Origin of the sequence: Exiguobacterium sp. USCH10 (genome assembly GCF_037619445.1) — a bacterium.
GTDB classification, from domain to species: domain Bacteria; phylum Bacillota; class Bacilli; order Exiguobacteriales; family Exiguobacteriaceae; genus Exiguobacterium; species Exiguobacterium aestuarii_A.
Genome location: NZ_JAQPZO010000001.1, coordinates 579,631 through 598,022, shown reverse-complemented (window position 1 = coordinate 598,022; position 18,392 = coordinate 579,631). Strand labels below are relative to the sequence as shown.

Below are 18,392 nucleotides of genomic sequence, written 5' to 3'. Positions count from 1 at the left end.
TCCGAAACGGAACGATAAAAGGAGTGAAGAAACATGACTGAAATGAGCGCAACAAGAGCGCGGGAAATGATGCAATCGTTTTGGCGCGTCCAACGTGTGTTGATTCGTCTCATGCATCAGACGGCCCAACAAAATGACCTTACCTTGCCACAGCTTCACGGACTGATGATGTTGAATGAACAAGGGGCGATCACTCAAAAAGAGTTGGTTCGGCGCACAAGGATGCCGAAGAGTACGTTGAGTCAATCATTGGATGGACTTGTGGAAAGAGGGCTCATTCGTCGAGACATCAACCCGGACAATCGACGCGAAGTGGTATTGACAATCGATCAATCCGGCAAGCAATTGATTGAGGAGATTGAACAGCAGGAGGAAGGAACCGAACGACAGTTGAATCAAATCCTCGCTCGTTTAGATGAAGAGACGTATCGCCATATGATTGAAGCGCATCAACACATTGCAGATGGGTTGAACGAAGGATTCATCGATTGTGAAGGAGGATGTCGTCATGATTAAGTTGTTAAAACGTTTGATTACTTATAAATGGGCCGTCCTTATGGTCTTGTTATTTGTATTCGCCCAGTCGTTAGCAGATTTATTCTTACCGACATTAATGGCGGATATCATCGATAACGGGGTCGTGACAGGAGACACGGGCTATATTTGGCAAATGGGTGGCATCATGCTCGGTGTGACCGGACTCGGGGCGCTTGCAGCGGTCGTGGCAAGTTTTTATTCATCGAAAGCGGCGATGGGATTCGGACGTGACTTACGAAGACGTGTGTTTAACCATGTCGAGCGTTTCTCGCTGGAAGAGTTCGATCGTGTCGGCACAGCCTCGCTCATCACGCGGACGACGAACGACATCACGCAAGTCCAGCAAGTCATCATCATGATGCTTCGGATGGTCGTCAGTGCACCGATCATGTTCGTCGGTGGTTTGATCATGGCGACGTCAAAAGATGCAACGTTGTCACTTGTCATCGTTGCCGCCATGCCTGTTCTCGTCATCTCAATTTTCCTCATTTTCTGGAAGGCGATGCCGCTCTTTAAGAAAGTACAAAAACGATTGGACCGATTGAATCTCGTCCTACGAGAAAATTTGACGGGTATTCGTGTCATTCGGGCCTTTAATCGTGAAAAAGAAGAGCAAGTTCGTTTGACAGAGGCGAATGAACGATTGACGGACGTCTCGATTAAAGTCAACCAAATCATGGCGTTCCTCATGCCGGCCATGATGCTCGTCATGAACTTGACCGTCGTCGGCGTCATCTGGTTCGGAGGCATCCGAATCGATAACGGGGCGATGCAAATCGGGGATTTGATGGCGTTCATTCAATATGTCATGCAAATCATGTTCGCGCTCGTCATGGCTTCTGTCATGTTCATCATGATTCCGCGAGCATCTGTATCTGCGAATCGCATCAATGAAGTGCTCGAGATGACTCCTTCACTCGTCGATGACGGCACGAAAACGGCCGATGTGGAACACGGGACACTCGTGTTTGATGATGTCACGTTCTTTTACCCAGGTGCCGAAGAGCCGGCATTATCACATGTCAGTTTCTCAGCAAACCCAGGAGAAGTCACGGCGGTGATCGGTGGAACAGGGTCTGGTAAGTCGACACTCGTCAATCTGATTCCACGATTTTATGATGTAACGTCTGGCGAAATTCGCGTGAACGGGGTCGATGTTCAAGCCGTACCGCAAGAGGAGCTCCGTTCGAAAATCGGATTCGTTCCGCAAAAGGCGTTACTGTTCACCGGTACAATTGCTGAGAACATTCGATACGGGAAAGCCGATGCGACGACCGAAGAAGTCGAACATGCCGCGTCAATCGCACAGGCGAGCGACTTTATCGAGAAGATGTCAGATCGATATGAATCTGTGATTGAGCAAGGTGGCTCGAACGTATCTGGTGGACAAAAGCAACGTCTCTCCATCGCACGGGCACTCGTTCGAAAACCAGATCTATATGTATTCGACGACAGCTTTTCGGCACTCGACTTCAAGACGGATGCTGCGTTACGTAAGGCGTTGAAAGAAGAGATAAAAGATGCGACCGTATTGATCGTCGCGCAACGGGTGAGTACGATCATGGATGCCGATCGCATCATCGTGTTAGAAGAAGGAAGCGTGGCCGGAATCGGTACACATGATGAATTGTTTGCGACGAATGCGGTTTATCAAGAAATCGTGAAGTCGCAATTGTCTGAGGAGGAAATCGCATGAGTGAGAAACAAACAACGACGCGACAAACTCATGGCGGGCACGGTGGTCCAGGGGGTCCTGGCGGTGGAAACATGATGATGATGGGTGAGAAACCGAAGGAGTTCAAAGTCACGTTCCGTCGTCTGCTTGCCTATCTGAAACCACGGCGAAACACATTGATTGCGGTCTTCGTCGCAGCGATTCTAAGTACGGTCTTTATGATTGCCGGTCCAAAAATCATGGGGATTGCCATTACGGAACTCTTTGAAGGCGCCTATGCGAAATTCACCGGTGTACCAGGCGCAGAAATCGATTTCACGAGAATCGGGCAAATCTTGTCGTTACTCGCAGGACTGTACGTCATCAGCAGTCTATTCAACTACGTGCAACAGTATTTAATGTCAGGCGTTGCGCAAAAGACGGTCTATGATTTGCGGGAAGACGTCAATAAAAAATTGGAACGATTGCCGCTCAAATATTACGATGGTCGTTCGAATGGAGAGACGTTGAGCCGAGTGACGAACGACATCGATTTGATTGGGAGCACGCTTCAACAAAGTGTGACGTCATTCATTACCTCAATCGTCACGATTGTCGGAATCTTGATTATGATGCTGTCCATCAGTCCACTGTTGACGGTCATCTCTCTCGTGTCTTTACCTCTCACAATCTTTGCGATTCGCCCGATTCTAAAGCGATCACAACAATATTTTTCCGATCAACAGCGTCATCTCGGACGTTTAAACGGTCACGTGGAAGAAATGTATACCGGGCATGCGGTCGTCAAAGCGTTCGGTCGTGAAGAGACAGCCGTCCGGGAGTTTGATGAGGTGAATGAAGAACTTTACGATGCCGGACGCAAGGCGCAATTTATATCAGGGATCATCATGCCGATGACGATGTTCATCGGGAACATTAGTTACGTGTTGATCAGTGTCGTCGGTGGGATTTTAGTCACGCAACGAAGCATCTCCATCGGGGACATTCAAGCGTTTATCACGTACACGCGACAGTTCACCCAGCCGATTACGCAAACAGCGAACATCGCAAACATCGTCCAGTCGACGGTCGCTGCAGCGGAACGGGTATTCGAGTTGTTAGACGAAGAGGAAGAAGTGAAAGAAGTAACGACTTATCGATTGGAGCGAGCTGAAGGGAATGTCGCATTCCGTCACGTCGATTTTGGATATGGAGAGAATCTACTCATTCAAGATATGAATCTCGACGTGAAGACGGGACAAACGGTAGCCATCGTCGGTCCGACCGGTGCCGGGAAAACAACATTAATCAACCTTCTCATGCGTTTCTATGAATTGAACGATGGAGAGATTTTGATTGATGGGAAAGACTCGCGTAAAATGTCGAGACAAGATTTACGTCATACGTTCGGGATGGTCTTACAGGATACGTGGTTGTTTAATGGGACAATCCGTGACAACATCGCTTACGGGAAAACCGGTGCGACAGAAGATGAAATTGTCAACGCGGCGAAGACGGCGCATGCGGACTCGTTCATCCGGACGTTGCCAGACGGATATGACACCGTCTTGAATGAAGAAGCGAATAATATCTCACAAGGTCAAAAGCAATTACTGACGATTGCGCGAGCGGTTCTCGCAAATCCGCCGATTATGATTTTGGACGAGGCGACATCGAGTGTGGATACGCGCACCGAGATTTTGATTCAACAGGCGATGAAGCGGTTGATGAATGGGCGAACGAGTTTTGTCATTGCACACCGTTTATCGACCATCAAGGATGCGGATCTCATCTTAGTGATGGACCAAGGTCGCGTCATCGAACAAGGCACACACGAATCACTGCTCGAAGCAGGTGGATTTTATGAAGATTTATATAATAGTCAGTTCGCTGAAAAAGAAGTTGTATAAGAAGAATACAGGTTTTGCGCGCTATTGATTAGGCAAAAGACGTACGAAGATGAGTTTCGTACGTCTTTTTATTTTGTGTAACAATTACAAATCCGTTAAAATAAAAAAATGGGATAAAAAATGGAGGAACGATTATGGTTAAAATCTTACTTGCGGAAGACGAAGAAGTACTACGCATGCTTGTGATGGATACATTAGAAGACGAAGGATACGATATCGATGAGGCACAAGATGGCGTAGAGGCCTATCGATTGATTGAAGAGAACGAATATGATTTGGTGATTGTGGACCATATGATGCCTGGGATGACAGGGCTTGAGGTCATTGAAAAAGTACGGAAGTTACCAGGGCGACAAGATACGAAAGTGATGATGTTGACAGCGAAAAGCCAACAATCTGACCGTGATTGCGCGAATGAGATTGGGGTCGACTACTTCATTTCAAAACCGTTCAGCCCACTTGAACTCGTTAAAATCATAGGAGGCATCGTGAAGTGAAAAGGTGGTTTAAACAAAAACTTGGGCGAGACATCATGGTCGTCCTCTATTCATTCCTCGCCATTGCGTTGGTTGGATCGGTTCTGACATATGTGTATATCGAGAATCGACTCGAGGCGAATGAGGCTCGTTTACGTCAAGTAGACGAACGCGTCGATCGTTTGACGACGCTTTGGGATGAATGGCAAGCCGATCAATATGACACGCGCGGGTATCTTTTGTTTGGTGATACGGCGTCGCTAGAACGTTCAAGTGCGAACGAAGCAAAGTTCCAACAAGAAATTAACTGGTTTAAAACACAGGTACAAACTCGCCAAGGTGAATTATTCGCAGAAGATTTGCAACAGTTCCATGACTTCTACTATGACGTCATCATTCCGGTGACGTATGAATATGCGCAGGCACAATTAGATGGTGAGATTACGGAAACGTTTATCGATGCCGAAACGATTGCCGAGTTACCGACGGCGCAACGATTGATTGATCAAGGTCTCGTCCAATTTAATCCGGAGCGTGGCATCGATATTTTAGGGCCGATTGATGAAGTGGAGTCGTCTCTTGAAAACTACCGTCAGTTGATGGCTTCTGAAAAAGAAAACGTCTACGCGGAATGGCGCCAAAACAATAACATTCTTCAATTCTTGTGGATTATGAGCATCGCCTCATTTGCCGCATTGATCTTGTTATTCGTTCAACCGTTCCTTCGTCGTCAAACACGCTTAATTTCAAAACTCTCGATTGCATCGAACCGTTTGTTGAAAGGTGAAATCGTCGACTTGAGTGATCAAATGAAGCGTGAAGACGAAATCGGGACGATGTCTCGCTCGTTCCATAAGATGGCCGAGACACTTCGCGACAATGAACGTCATTTGATTGAAAAGAACCATGAACTTCAAGCGCAACAAGAAGAATTGATTGCTCAACAAGAAGAACTTCAGGCCCAGCAGCAAGAGCTTGAAGAGATTCTCGAACAGACACAACAAAACGAACAACATCTCGCGTACCGAAACGAATTGACGGAGACGTTAGCGTCACGTGATTCGCTTACGGCTTATCCAGAGATTATCGAGAAACTCGTTACGATTACGGATTCGGAAGTCGGTGCCCTCGTTTTCGTCGATGAATCGGGTACGTACCGCGTGACGAGCCATGGTTTGAATGACACGTTGTCACGTCAATTGCTCGATAGTGAGAATTCTGTATTGACGCGAGCGATGACGTTGAAGACGACGGTGCATTCATCGAAACAAGTCGCAAGTGACCACCCTCTTCCGTACCCGTACTATATGTTCGAGACGGCGGTGCCGGTCCATGACCCGACGGATGACTCAATCATCGCGTTCATCTATCTGGTCCGTTATAAAGATCGTTTCACACAGACGCAGATGGGTGACATCATGTCGTTCGCTCGTCAGCTTTCACTCTCGCTCTTACGGATGCGTCTATTCGAAGAGATGAAACGGGAGAAAGGAAAGACGGAACGCATTCTTGACTCGATTCGGGAAGCGGTCGTCTATATTGAACATGCGACCGATGATGTGTTTGTGAACCGACCACTCTACGAGATGTTCCCAGAATTAAGTGATGTCAGTATGACAGACCTTGAAGAAGAGTCATGGGAAGAGTGGCGAAACCAGCTTGTTGAGACGGTTGATCAGGCCGAAGACTTTATGAAATATACGAATCGTTTGTTCACTGATGATTTCCCGCATGAAAGTGTCAGCTTCTCGATTCGTAAAGGTGAGATGAACTTGCAGATGTATGCGGAGCGGATTATCGTCGGCGGTCTATCGAAGGGGACGCTTCTCGTCTTCCGGGATATTACGAGTGAGACAGAGGCTGAAAGATTGAAGAGTGAATTCATCTCTACGATTTCTCATGAATTGCGAACACCGCTCTCATCCATCTATGGATTTACAGAATTGATGGTGAAGAAACAGTTACCAAATGAGAAACAAGCAAAATATTTAGAGACAATCCATGCAGAGACAGAACGTCTGACGCACCTCGTCAACGACTTCCTCGATGTGCAGCGGATGGAATCCGGTAGTCAAATGTACGACCGGGAACAACTTGATATCGAACCGGTCGTCCGTGATATGTTGACGTTTTATGAAGCGTCTTCCTTGAAGCACGAATTCGAATTGATTGCGGATGATGCTCGTCCTTATGAGTTGTTCGTTGACTGCCAGAAGTTCAAGCAGCTGATGAGTAATCTATTGTCGAATGCCGTGAAGTATTCTCCACGTGGTGGAAAGATTACGGTGGAGCTTGCCCATCATGAGCATATCGTATCGATCAAAGTGAAGGACGAAGGGATTGGAATTCCGAGCGACGCGCTCGATCGATTATTCGATAAGTTCTATCGCGTCGATAACTCCGATAGCCGCGAAATCGGCGGAACGGGTCTTGGGTTACCGATCTGTCAAGAAATCGTCCGTGGCCATAACGGTCAAATTCATGTGGAATCGATTCAACACGAAGGGTCGACCTTCATCGTTGAAATTCCTAGCTATGAATATGCTGTCCAAGAGGCAGAGACGACACCAGTATAATGAAATGAGTCATCCTTGAAGGATGGCTCATTTTTTTTAGTAAGCGTTCGCTTGACCAATCAGGAGAAGGTTCGTGTACAATGAAGACTGTACAACAACATAAAGGGGGGCATTAGAATGCCACTGATTGCATTCTTGCACACGCACGTTACGAGCTGGATTTTGTTACTTATTTTGTTTGCCGTGGCCTATATCGGTTATAAGAACGGCAACAAGAGTGGAAAGATCGCACATATGGCGTTTCGACTCATGTTACTCATCGCATTCGGAACAGGACTTTATCTCTACCTTCAATTAAACGGAGGCGGCACGTTCTATCACGTGAAAATCACAGTCGGTTTATTGACACTAATCTTCGGTGAGATGACGCTCGTCAAAGTGAAAAAGAAAAAACCATCAAACGCCTTGTTCGGCGGATTTATTGTATTGGCACTTGTGACAATCTTTATCGGTTACGCATTACCATATGGCCAATCATTCTTCAACAGCTTCATTCAATAAGATTTTCCCACTTCGCACACCGAAGTGGGAATTTTTTGTTTGTACACAAATTATTAGGGGAAAATAAAAAAATCAGTAATCATGACGATGAGGTGAAACGATGGATCAACAAATGACTGAATGGACACGCGTATTACATGCACGGAAATGGATGAAACAAACAGAATCATTTTTACCACTATGGCACGGATATATCGGATATAAGTTTGGCTTTTTCGATGCGCTTCAAGGTGGCGCAAGCGTGGCGGAAATGAACTTGCGACTCAAACGCCCGGTGACGCAACTTGCACTAGAGCGTTGGTTAGAAGTCGGAGTCGCAGTACGTCATTTGAAGAAGAGAGGCTGGCGCTACTATCCGACACGTGGCTTAAAATATCAATTATCCGGTAACGACGAACGAAGCATCGGATTCATGTTGCAAGAGATGATGGAACTCCACATCCCTGCGTTGATTGCTTATCCGGAATTTTTAGAGTCTGGAAAACAAAAGACATTCGATGGGGCAGAGCACGGTCAAGTCGTCGCGAAAACGTCGACCCTTGTGGAAACGGTCGCGTTCCCGATTGTACAGCAGTTATTGCGCCAAGCAAATGTCCAATCGATGCTTGATATCGGATGTGGACACGGTGGCTATTTACGTAAATTACAAGCACTCGAACCAAGTTGGGAACTGACAGGTATTGATTTAGAGGAAGAGGTCATCGAAGAGGCGCGGTCTCGTGATGAACGGGGCGATATTCATTTTGAAGTCGCCGACTTCATGAACTGGGAAACAGACGAGCAGTTCGATGCTGTCATGATGAACAATATGCTCTATTACTTTTCTCCAGAGGAACGAATCAAGCTGCTTGAAAGACTTCGAGGTCGTTTAGAAGAGAGCGGGGTAGCAGTCCTCGTGACGCCGCTTGCGGAGACGGCACTCGGCGGACGATTCGCTTCCGCATTCAACGCATTTATGACTCTCCATGACAACTTGTATCCGCTCCCGACCATTCCACGATTACGCCGACAGATGCAAGAAGTCGGATTTGAACAAATTCGATTCATCCCATTCATCCCAGAAGGATCTTGGTACATCGTCATCGCCGAGCGAGGAAGAAAGAACCTGCTCAATCAACCGATTGAAAATTGAACTTGTCTCCGGTCATTTCTATAATGATAGAGAAGCATAAGAGACTATTCACATAGGGAGTTGTTGAGTGTGTCGAAACAAAGAGTTGCCGTAATAGGGGCAGGACCTGGTGGATTGGCTGCTGCGATGCTACTGGCGCATCGTGGGGTAGACGTCACCGTATTTGAGAAACAACCGTTTGTCGGAGGGAGGACATCACGCCTGCAAGTCGGCGAATTCACGTTTGACCGAGGACCTACATTTTTAAACATGCCTTATATTTTAGAAGAAATCTTTGAAGAAACGGGACGCGATTTACATGATTACGTCGAGATGAAACGACTGGAACCGATGTATGATTTGTATTTCGATCGCGGCACGCGTCAGCTCTCGATGACGACAGATCGCGACCAGATGCATCAAGCCATCGAAGCACAATTCCCGGGAAATGGAGAAGGATATGAGCGATTCATGAGCGAACAGGCGATTAAGCTGTCCAAGTTGATGCCTGTCTTACAGACCGCTCATGATAAATTGACCGATTATGTATCATTACGTGTGCTTAAAGCACTGCCGTTTCTGTCGATTGGGAAGTCGCTTTATGATGTCTTATCCGAGTACTTCACGAGCGAAGAACTGAAGTATGCGTTTACCTTCCAAGCAAAATATTTAGGCATGTCCGCTTGGGAATGCCCGGGTGGTTTCTCCATTTTATCGTATATGGAACACGCATATGGGGTTCATCACCCGATTGGGGGAGTGAATCAACTTTGCCATGCGATGGCGAAAGTCGTGGAAGAAGAAGGTGGCTCCATTCGTCTAGGAGAACCGGTGGAGCGCCTCCTCATGGAGGACAAGAAAGTGACAGGTCTCGTGGCCGGAAGTGTCCATTATGCGTTCGACGAAGTCGTAATCGGTGCTGATTTTGCACATGCGATGACGTCGCTTGTCCCTGAAGGTAAACTCTCGAAGTGGAGTCCAGCTCAACTGAAGAAGAAGCGCTATTCGTGCTCGACGTTCATGCTCTATCTCGGACTTGATCACATATACGAAGACGTGGCGCACCATTCGATTCACTTTGCAGACGATTATGAGTTGAACGTCAAAGAGATGACGCAAGAGTTGAAACTGAGCGTGGATTTCTCATTCTACGTTCAAAACGCCTCACGCATCGACCCGACGCTCGCGCCTGCAGGAAAGTCATCGCTTTACGTGCTCGTACCGGTACCGAATAACTTATCCGGTCTCCCATGGGACGAGCTGCAGACGACGATGACAGAACGTGTACTCGACGCCCTTGAAACACGGTCTCCGTACAGAGGCATCCGACAACATATCGAGGTGATGGAGACGTTGACACCAGTAGACTGGGAGACGTTCGGCGTGTATGAGGGAGCAACGTTTAACCTTGGCCATAATCTATCGCAAATGATGTATTTCCGTCCGCACAACCAATTTGAAGAGCTCGACAACGTCTGGCTCGTCGGCGGTGGAACGCATCCGGGAAGTGGGCTTCCGACGATTTTTGAATCGGCGCGAATCACGACGAACCTGTTGCGTGAACGGGCAGGTGTCGGCCGATGAACATCAGCTTTGTCGGGGCCGGGGTCGGCACTCTTTATGCCGCCCTTTTATTGACGAAACGGAATCCGTCGCTAACTATCACGATTTATGAGAAAGAAGCACGCGTCGGAGGACGGTTAAACTATGTTGAGTTTGAGAATGGGGCGAAAGTCGACGAAGGGCCGACAATCGTCTTGTTACCGAGTAAACTGAAGCAACAGTTGATGGAAGCAGGGCTACCAGAAAATGAAGTCGAGTTACTCGAAGTCGACCCGCTCTATCGCTTGCGTTATCAAGACGGGACATCATTCTACAAATATCGCGATATCGAACGGCAGGCTGAAGAAATCGAGCGGACGTTCGGTGAAGGGGATGCGTTTCGTCATTATATGTCGCAGAAGAAAGAAGAGTATCGGATTGGGTTCGATACGTTTTTGGACCGAAGTTACGCATCAAAGACGGAACTATTCGAACCTAAACTGTTGCTCCTCCTGATGCGTCTGAAAGCATATGAAACGGCCCATGCGAACATGAAACGTTTCTTTGAGGACGAACGCCTACGAGTCGCCTACAGTTTGCAGACACTCTATATCGGTGGAAATCCTTATGCGACGCCTTCTTTATATGGACTGATCCCGTATCGTGAACAGGAAGAGGGCGTCTGGTACGTAAAAGGAGGATATTTCTCGCTTGCGGCGAAAATGGAACAAGAGCTGAAGCGTCGAGGTGTCCGTTTCGTGATGAATGCGACCGTCAATCGCGTTCACGTCACAAACGGAGTGGCGGACGGTGTCACGGTCAATGACGAGTATGTGTCTTATGACGCGGTCGTCGTGAACGGGGACTTTCCACTCATGGAGCGACTCATTGATGGCGTCACACCAAAGACATACGAACCGTCCAGCGGTACGTTACTTCTGTACTTTACCGTTGATGGCGCACTCGATTTACCGGTCCATCAATTTGATTTGCCAAACGATTTTGAAGGATCGATGCGCACAATCTTTGAGGATGGTAAACTAAGTGAGTATCCGGCGATGTACACGTTCAATCCATCACGGATTGATGCGACACTAGCGCCGGATGGAACGAGCGTGCTGTATGTCCTCGTTCCGGTACCTCGTAAATTGGAACGGGAAGACTTTGAGACGCAAGGAACGATTGACCATCTATTCGAACGAATCGAGGCACTCGTACCAGGTTTTCGTGAGCGCGTGACCGAGATGAAAGTCCGGACACCGATGGATGCCGAGCGTTTCGGTCTATTTGAAGGAGGAAGCTTTGGGATTGCACCGAAGTTGTCTCAATCAGCTGCCTTCAAGCCACAGGCAAGACCGTTCCCGAAAATCGAACGATTGTATGCGGTTGGTGCATCTGTCCATCCATGTGGTGGCGTGCCAATCGTCATGATTGGGTCACAGTTACTCGTGAAAAAAATGGAAGAAGAAATGGGGGCAATACATCGTGACGACACAAGAAGCGTATCGTCAATGTGAGGAAATCATGAAGAAAGGCTCGCTGACTTTTTATCGGGCCTTCTCTTTGCTCTCAAAACCAGATCGTCAAGCGGTCATGGCCGTGTATACGTTTTGTCGGACCCTTGATGATGCAGTCGATGAATCGGACCGTCCAGAAGAAAGTCTGGCGTCGTTTTTGCATGCGTTCGATCGTTTTTTGGCCGGGTATGATCAAGACGATGCACTGTGGGTTGCCCTTCGAGATGTCTGGCAGCGCTATGAAATGGACGTCGATCCCTTCTTCGAGCTAGCAGAAGGGATGAAGTGGGATTTACATAAGTCGCGATATGAGACGCTCGAAGAGACCGAGCAATATAGCTACTATGCGGCGAGTACGGTCGGTCTGATGCTACTCCCGATTCTTGTTCCGAATCAAGATGCCGCTACAAAACGTCAGCTTCGGCAAGGGGCCATTGACCTTGGAATTGCGATGCAACTGACAAATATTTTGCGAGATGTCGGGGAAGATTTGAACCGAGATCGCATTTATTTACCACGGACGATGATGCGACAGTTCGGTGTAACTGAAGAGATGTTACAGCAACGAGAAGTGACACCTGCCTTTATCGAACTATGGGAGGCGTTGGCGAAACGCGCGGAGTTCTTGTATGAACGCGCACGTGGAACCCATCACCTCTATCCACTGGCCAGTCGAAAGCCAGTTCAAGCGGCAGCGCTCCTATACGAAGGAATTTTAGATGCGGCTCGAGCAAACGGATATGACGTCTTCACAAAGCGTGCATACGTATCGACGCTTCAAAAAGGAAAGTTGCTAGCAAAACTATAAGAGGTCAGGTTTACTGTAGGCGCTTTTAGGCGTCTACAGTTTTTTTGCGCAAAAAAAACCACTTTTGGCGGGGGACCAAAAGTGGCGTAAGCGTTATGTGATCCATTCATCGGGGAAATGAATGAATCGATTTGTGATGAAGCCCTAAAGATGTGCCGGGATTCATGGGGAATGAATCAATTGGGACATCTTCGTTGAAACAGGATGCTTGATGGACTAAGGGGGAACATCATACGCAAGCTGTCTCAACTACGGGATACGAGTGGGGAAACTCGCTCATCACTTTTTCTCGGGTGTGACAAGTTCAAAACGCGATAAGGCTCGGGGAAGCCATTCGATCGCTACAGGTGTAACCAACGTTACAGAACTGCTTGAACTCGAATATGATATTATCACGTCTTTCAATTGTCGACAAGTGTCGAAACTCGCGTTCACAAAATGTTCATATTGTCAGAGGTATGTCCTCTAACATCGATCGTGCAGCGAATTGTCCTGAAAGCGTGACCATTGGGCTCCCTCCCCCAGGATGAGTCGAACCACCTGCGAACCAGATGTTCGAGACGTCCGTCGAGCGGGCTGCCGGTCTAAAGAATGCTCCTTTTTTCGAGTTGGCCGACGTGCCATAAAGAGCACCGTAATAGGCATAAAAGTCACGGCTCAAGTCTTGTGGTGTCACCCGGCGGTGGAAGAGAACCTCTTCTTCTTCCCAATCGACACCGAACGAACGCAAGCGCCGACGAATCAAATGCTCGTACGTATCGGCGTCAATATCAGTCAAATGAGCTGGGGCATTGACGAGGATGAACAAGTTATCACCTGCCTCACCCATCGATGGGTCAGTTGCGGATGAATTGGAGATATAAATGGTCGGCTCGTCCGCATAGCGTTCTTCCTGGAAGAGTGCCTTAAATTCTCGCTCGTAGTCGTCAGAGAAATAGACGTTATGATGGGCGAGGTTCAATCGTTTCGATAACCCGATCATTAATACGAATGCAGAGATGGACGGCTCGACGGTATCGCGAGTCGGGACCGGGAAAGAAGGACGGTCTTTCGCATCGACAAGTCGAGGATATTGCGTGAGCAGCTCGCCATTGAGCAGAACGGCATCGCAAGAGATGACTTCTTTGTCATCAACGACGACTTCATGAGCTTTCCCGTTCAAGACTTCAATTTTCGTCACTTCGTGTCCGAGACGGAATGTCACCCCGAGTTCACTTGCTCGCTTCGCAAATCCTTTGGCGATGTTCCAGTTGCCCCCCTTGGCAAAGTAAACCCCTTCATTCAATTCTAAATGAGAGATGAGCGCGAACGTGCCGGGTGTCACGTACGGGCTACTGCCGATATACGTCGCATATCGGTCGATTGCCTGGATGATGCGCTTATCTTTGAAGTATTTCTGATGAAGGGCATGCAGACTTTGCAGCGGGTGTACTTTTACCATGTCCGCCCAAAGGCCCGGATCTAATTTTGTCTCCATACGGGTGAAGAAGCGTTCGTTCGCGATTCGGAACAACTTCTCTGCTTCATCTAAATAAGCTTGTAATTGATTTTTCTTCATTTGGTCATTCGTCAATCGTCGCACTTCCGATTCAAGCTGTGCCCGATCGGCGCTAAATGTGAACGAGGAGCCGTCCGAATAATGATTGACGGTATGTTGATCGAGTTTGATCAATTCAAAATAGTCATCAGGATTGGCACCGCTGTTTCGGATGACGGAACGAAAGACATCTGGCATCGTGATGGTGTTCGGACCGAAGTCGAAACGGTGCCCGTCGGTGATGACGGGCATAAGTTTTCCGCCGACATGTTCATTCTTCTCAATGACCGTGACGTCATAGCCGTGTGTGGCGAGCGTGACGGCAGCGCTCAGGCCACCTAGCCCTGCTCCAATGACAACAATTTGTTTCATACATTTGTCCCCCTTAAGTAAAACGCTCGATTAGGAATAATGGCGACCTTTCCACGTGATCGGTAGACGTCTCCATTTACGGATGACGGCGTTCCCGAGTAAGGTCAGATAAGCGATCAAGCTGATTGGATGCAACCATGTACCGGATCCATGAGATTTTATGTCGACAGCAAGTCGGGCGAGGAGTACGAAGAGTGCCGCACTAATCGTTTGCCAACTTGGTGAAAATAGCCATGCGAACATGGCGGTCAACTGAATCCCGTAATACGTCAAGAAGTACAAGGCAAGTCCTACTGATTCATTCATTCCCTTGAATACGTTTTTTGAAAACCCGCTCCATACTTCTTCATTCGTCTCATACATATCACAAGAGATGAACGGGGCGACTTGAACGAGTGACGTTACTTTTTGATGACGCTTGAACATACGACATAAATCGATGTCATCAATCAACGATGAACGGATCGAAGCGTGCCCACCAATCTCTTCGTAACTATTTCGTTCGACAAGTACGTTCATTCCGTTCGCCGCCGCGAATGCTGGGTGTTTCACTTTTCGCCAGAACAAAGGCAGGTGTTGGGCGATGAGCACATGTTGCATCGGAATCAACAATTTCCCGAGAAATGTCGATGTCGGAAATTGAGGGAATCCGGATAAAAAGACAGCCTTTTCACGTGCGAGTGTCGCATGCATGCGGGCGATGAAGCTCGAATCGATGGTGACGTCCGCATCTAAAAAGAGGAGATACGGTTCAGTCGTATGTGTTGCGAGCTGATGACAGGCATGGACTTTCCCGGCCCAGTCATCAGGTAAAGGGACTCCCTGAATGACGGTGAATCGGGAATCGTCTCCGATTGCGCGATGTAATCGTTCATATGTATCGTCTTCGGAGCGGTCTTCATAAATGTAGACATGAGTATTCTCCGGGATCGCCATTTGTAAATTAGTAATCAATCGGTCGACATGTCGTGACTCGTTCCGCATCGGGATGCAGACGGCTGTCGCCATAGCTTTCCCGGGTTTTGCGAGTGGTCGTAAAAACGCTAGATTCACGAGTGTGAAGATGAGCATGAAAAGGGTCACGAACCAAAGAATCATGAGCCCCTCCTCCCGAGTCGAACGAACGTTTCTGTCCATTCGGCTAGATTGCGTCGCGGGCGAAACAAAGGAGTATAGGCGGTTGAACGTGTGATGACGTCATGTCTGACATCGTCATACAACTGCTCGAGTGCTTGCGCAATCTCTTGTTTTTGAGTTCTCCGAGTCGACGAGGTCACGCTGAATTTTCGGAATCGGACGTAGACAACGGGCTCGGCATGGCTTTCAAATGCATAATACATGGCACATAAATGAAGGGGACGCTCATTCAGTAACAGGGTCGCCCCAGATTCGATTTCAATCGGACGCATTTCTTGAGGGACTTCTCGACCTTGTGGATACATCCATACCGATTTGCCTGAAGCGATCAACTCATTCGCGTAGGCTAGGGAAGCACGAACATCGGATAGACTTCCTTTTTTTACAGAGAAGGCCCCAAGGTGACGAAAGAACGGGAAACGACGCAATCCGTCCTCGTCCATCAACACATGGATGTCATGTCTCAAAAAATGTTCATTTACCATATACATGACGAGTCCATCCCACCAAGCACTGTGCGTACTTAAGATTAAACCAGGTGTCGGGATATCATCGGTTCGAATAAAAATATTATGAAACGTCGGACGAATCTGACGTTCCCTTACGAATGTTGAGAATACATTATTGAACCATTTCTTTTTGTGTGACTCGATCATCGCGAACTCTCCTTTCTAAAAGAATCACCCCAGACGTCAGAATGCTCAGGAAGCCGATTCCATAGAGACCTGCGTTCACGGCCGTGACGCCAAAGAGGGCATGAAGCATGACGAACAAGTAAACGCCGTGCTGGATGAACAAGGAATCGACAGCTCGTTCGTGACGCTGTAACAACCATGAGAAAATAAGGGATAACCCGAACCAACCGATAAAGTTTTGCGTCGGGATATCATAATACAAGCCGTCATTTGCCCATTCCCAGTAACCTTTCACGTTTGCCGCTACAGGATCGATTGCCATATCGAGCCATACGGCGAGAATCGGGACGAGCCATAAAATGTTGTTGCGGAACGTGAAGAGTCGAGCCACGGCAAAACTAGAGCCGATGACAGCGAGCCATGCTGCCCCAATCGTGACAGGGACTCCAAAGACTGTCGGACCGAATGCCTCGGCATAGACGTATTCGCTGAACGGGAACCCTGTTTTTACGCCAAGTGTCTCGACGGCGATCGAACCGAAGAAAATAAACGGAACAATCCATACACCTTGTCGAATCCCTTGATAAAGAATCGTTCCACCGATCGCGCCGGCGAGCCATAAAAAGACGGGGTTCGCCCATTCTAACCAAGGCGGAAGCAAATCGAATCCGACTAAGATCAACCCAATGAAATACCAGACAATAAACCATTTCCAAATAAACGGATACACTTTCATTCCATCACCTCTTCTTTCATTCTAAAGCTCATCTTAGTCTTCGTCTAACAAATGCATGTACGAAAAAAGAGCCTCGTTGAACGAGACTCTTAATTGGCCATCCGCTTCCGTCTTTTTACGAACGAGAAAGCGATGAATAAGACATAAAACGGGACGGCGATGAACCAGAACGTCGGCCATTCTTTCCAACGTGCGAACATCATGTACGTCACATAGACGAGGCTAATCGTAATGATGAACGAGTGACGTGGCAGTGGCACGTCTTTAAAACTCGGGATGCGGACACGGCTGACCATCAACAGGGCGAGCCCCGTGAAGAAAATCGGTGTCAACAGTTCGCTGACGCGGTCCCCGAACGTCGTGATGACGGCGAGCAGTCCACCGGCGGCCGTAATCGGGACGCCTGAGAAGTAACTTGCCGCAACGTTTGTCGCAGACAAGTTGAAGCGGGCGAGACGGTATGCCCCGAATAGCGGAAAGAGTGCCGCAAAGAACAATCCATAATTGCCGTAATCAATGAAAAACGTATAATAGGCGAGCATCGCCGGTGCGACACCGAACGTGACGATGTCAGCGAGTGAGTCTAGCTCTTTCCCGAAGTCCCCAGCGACTCCGAGCATACGGGCAAGGCGCCCATCTAAACTATCGAGCATCATCGCGATGATGATTAACAGTGTGGCGTTTGAGAAGTCACCACGTGCGGCGTAGACGATGGCGACGACACCACAAAATAGGTTTCCGAACGTAAAGGAGTTTGGGATCCACGAACGGATGCGTTCTTTCCACATAATTTTTCCTCCAGTAAGGTCATTGGCTGAACCAGCGACCGTTTGTGAATTGCAATAAGTCTTCTGGCTTCAACTCGATTTGATAGCCACGTTTCCCGGCAGAGATTGTGATGGTCTCTTTCTCTTTAGCTGCCTCGTGTAGATATACGGGAAAAGGTTTCTTCGCCCCGATAGGAGAAACGCCACCTCGGATGTACCCGGTCAGTGACTCGAGCTCTTTCATTGGGACAGGCGATGCTTTCTTCGCTCCCCAAGCTTTTGCGGCTGCTTTTAAATCAATGTCACGCTCTCCGGAGATGAGAAAGAAGGCGTATTGTTTTTTCTCGTTCACGAGACAAATCGTTTTGTACAGTTCATCGAGCGGTTTATTCAACGTTTCCGCCACGTGTTTGGCAGAGACGTCGGTTTCATCGACTTCATACGTATGATAAGCGAACGGAATCTTCTTTTGTTTCAGTTGCCGAGCGGCATTTGTCAGTTGCATCTGACTCATCCTTTCGTGACCGACTCCTTTTAGAATAGCAAATCAACCAACTTCACGGCAATTGAACTTCA

General features: G+C 48.0%; 16 protein-coding genes. 10 read left to right on the top strand and 6 right to left on the bottom strand.

Annotation, left to right across the window (positions count from 1 at the left end; translation table 11 throughout):
* The first annotated feature begins 33 nt into the window (after window positions 1–33).
* The 10 genes from PQI28_RS03020 (at window position 34) to PQI28_RS02975 (ending at window position 12,632) form a co-directional block, all read left to right on the top strand.
* On the top strand, window positions 34–516 hold the full coding sequence (locus PQI28_RS03020) for a MarR family winged helix-turn-helix transcriptional regulator (RefSeq protein ID WP_339962505.1): 483 nt from the start codon (window positions 34–36) through the stop codon (window positions 514–516).
* Window positions 509–2,233, top strand: a complete 1,725-nt coding sequence (locus PQI28_RS03015; RefSeq protein WP_339962504.1) for an ABC transporter ATP-binding protein — start codon at window positions 509–511, stop codon at window positions 2,231–2,233. The genes PQI28_RS03020 and PQI28_RS03015 overlap by 8 nt, the downstream gene beginning before the upstream one ends.
* A complete protein-coding gene (locus PQI28_RS03010) occupies window positions 2,230–4,101 on the top strand; it encodes an ABC transporter ATP-binding protein (RefSeq protein WP_339962503.1) in 1,872 nt (623 codons plus the stop codon). Before PQI28_RS03015 ends, PQI28_RS03010 begins: the two co-directional genes overlap by 4 nt.
* Before the next feature lie 134 nt (window positions 4,102–4,235).
* Entirely contained in the window at window positions 4,236–4,598 is a 363-nt protein-coding gene (locus PQI28_RS03005; protein WP_074032651.1) for a response regulator, read from the top strand.
* On the top strand, window positions 4,595–7,153 hold the full coding sequence (locus PQI28_RS03000) for a sensor histidine kinase (protein ID WP_214785386.1): 2,559 nt from the start codon (window positions 4,595–4,597) through the stop codon (window positions 7,151–7,153). Before PQI28_RS03005 ends, PQI28_RS03000 begins: the two co-directional genes overlap by 4 nt.
* 117 nt (window positions 7,154–7,270) lie before the next feature.
* Window positions 7,271–7,654 carry a YisL family protein gene (locus PQI28_RS02995; RefSeq protein ID WP_214696141.1) on the top strand — a complete coding sequence of 128 codons (384 nt, stop codon included), beginning with the start codon at window positions 7,271–7,273 and terminating at the stop codon, window positions 7,652–7,654.
* Window positions 7,655–7,754: 100 nt separating this feature from the next.
* On the top strand, window positions 7,755–8,786 hold the full coding sequence (locus PQI28_RS02990; protein WP_214785385.1) for a class I SAM-dependent methyltransferase: 1,032 nt from the start codon (window positions 7,755–7,757) through the stop codon (window positions 8,784–8,786).
* 69 nt (window positions 8,787–8,855) lie between these two features.
* Window positions 8,856–10,349 (top strand): phytoene desaturase family protein, encoded by a 1,494-nt coding sequence (locus PQI28_RS02985; RefSeq protein ID WP_339962502.1) that lies wholly within the window; start codon window positions 8,856–8,858, stop codon window positions 10,347–10,349.
* Window positions 10,346–11,824: a phytoene desaturase family protein gene (locus PQI28_RS02980; protein ID WP_339962501.1), complete on the top strand. Its 1,479-nt coding sequence runs from the start codon at window positions 10,346–10,348 to the stop codon at window positions 11,822–11,824. The genes PQI28_RS02985 and PQI28_RS02980 overlap by 4 nt, the downstream gene beginning before the upstream one ends.
* A complete protein-coding gene (locus tag PQI28_RS02975; RefSeq protein WP_445236742.1) occupies window positions 11,790–12,632 on the top strand; it encodes a phytoene/squalene synthase family protein in 843 nt (280 codons plus the stop codon). The genes PQI28_RS02980 and PQI28_RS02975 overlap by 35 nt, the downstream gene beginning before the upstream one ends.
* A gap of 442 nt (window positions 12,633–13,074) precedes the next feature.
* Here PQI28_RS02975 and PQI28_RS02970 read toward each other — a convergent pair whose 3' ends face one another.
* From PQI28_RS02970 to ybaK, 6 genes are all read right to left on the bottom strand, one after another.
* Window positions 13,075–14,541, bottom strand: coding sequence for a phytoene desaturase family protein (locus PQI28_RS02970; RefSeq protein ID WP_339962500.1), 1,467 nt, complete (start codon window positions 14,539–14,541; stop codon window positions 13,075–13,077).
* Between the two features lie 30 nt (window positions 14,542–14,571).
* A complete protein-coding gene (locus tag PQI28_RS02965) occupies window positions 14,572–15,639 on the bottom strand; it encodes a glycosyltransferase (protein ID WP_339962499.1) in 1,068 nt (355 codons plus the stop codon).
* Window positions 15,636–16,334, bottom strand: a complete 699-nt coding sequence (locus tag PQI28_RS02960) for a lysophospholipid acyltransferase family protein (RefSeq protein ID WP_339962498.1) — start codon at window positions 16,332–16,334, stop codon at window positions 15,636–15,638. Before PQI28_RS02960 ends, PQI28_RS02965 begins: the two co-directional genes overlap by 4 nt.
* Window positions 16,300–17,049, bottom strand: coding sequence for a carotenoid biosynthesis protein (locus PQI28_RS02955; RefSeq protein ID WP_214785378.1), 750 nt, complete (start codon window positions 17,047–17,049; stop codon window positions 16,300–16,302). Before PQI28_RS02955 ends, PQI28_RS02960 begins: the two co-directional genes overlap by 35 nt.
* 89 nt (window positions 17,050–17,138) lie before the next feature.
* The gene (gene pssA, locus PQI28_RS02950; RefSeq protein WP_214747683.1) at window positions 17,139–17,837 is read right to left on the bottom strand and encodes a CDP-diacylglycerol--serine O-phosphatidyltransferase; all 699 of its coding nucleotides are present in this window, start codon (window positions 17,835–17,837) and stop codon (window positions 17,139–17,141) included.
* Window positions 17,838–17,856: 19 nt separating this feature from the next.
* Window positions 17,857–18,321, bottom strand: a complete 465-nt coding sequence (gene ybaK / locus PQI28_RS02945; RefSeq protein WP_214747686.1) for a Cys-tRNA(Pro) deacylase — start codon at window positions 18,319–18,321, stop codon at window positions 17,857–17,859.
* Window positions 18,322–18,392: the final 71 nt, after the last annotated feature.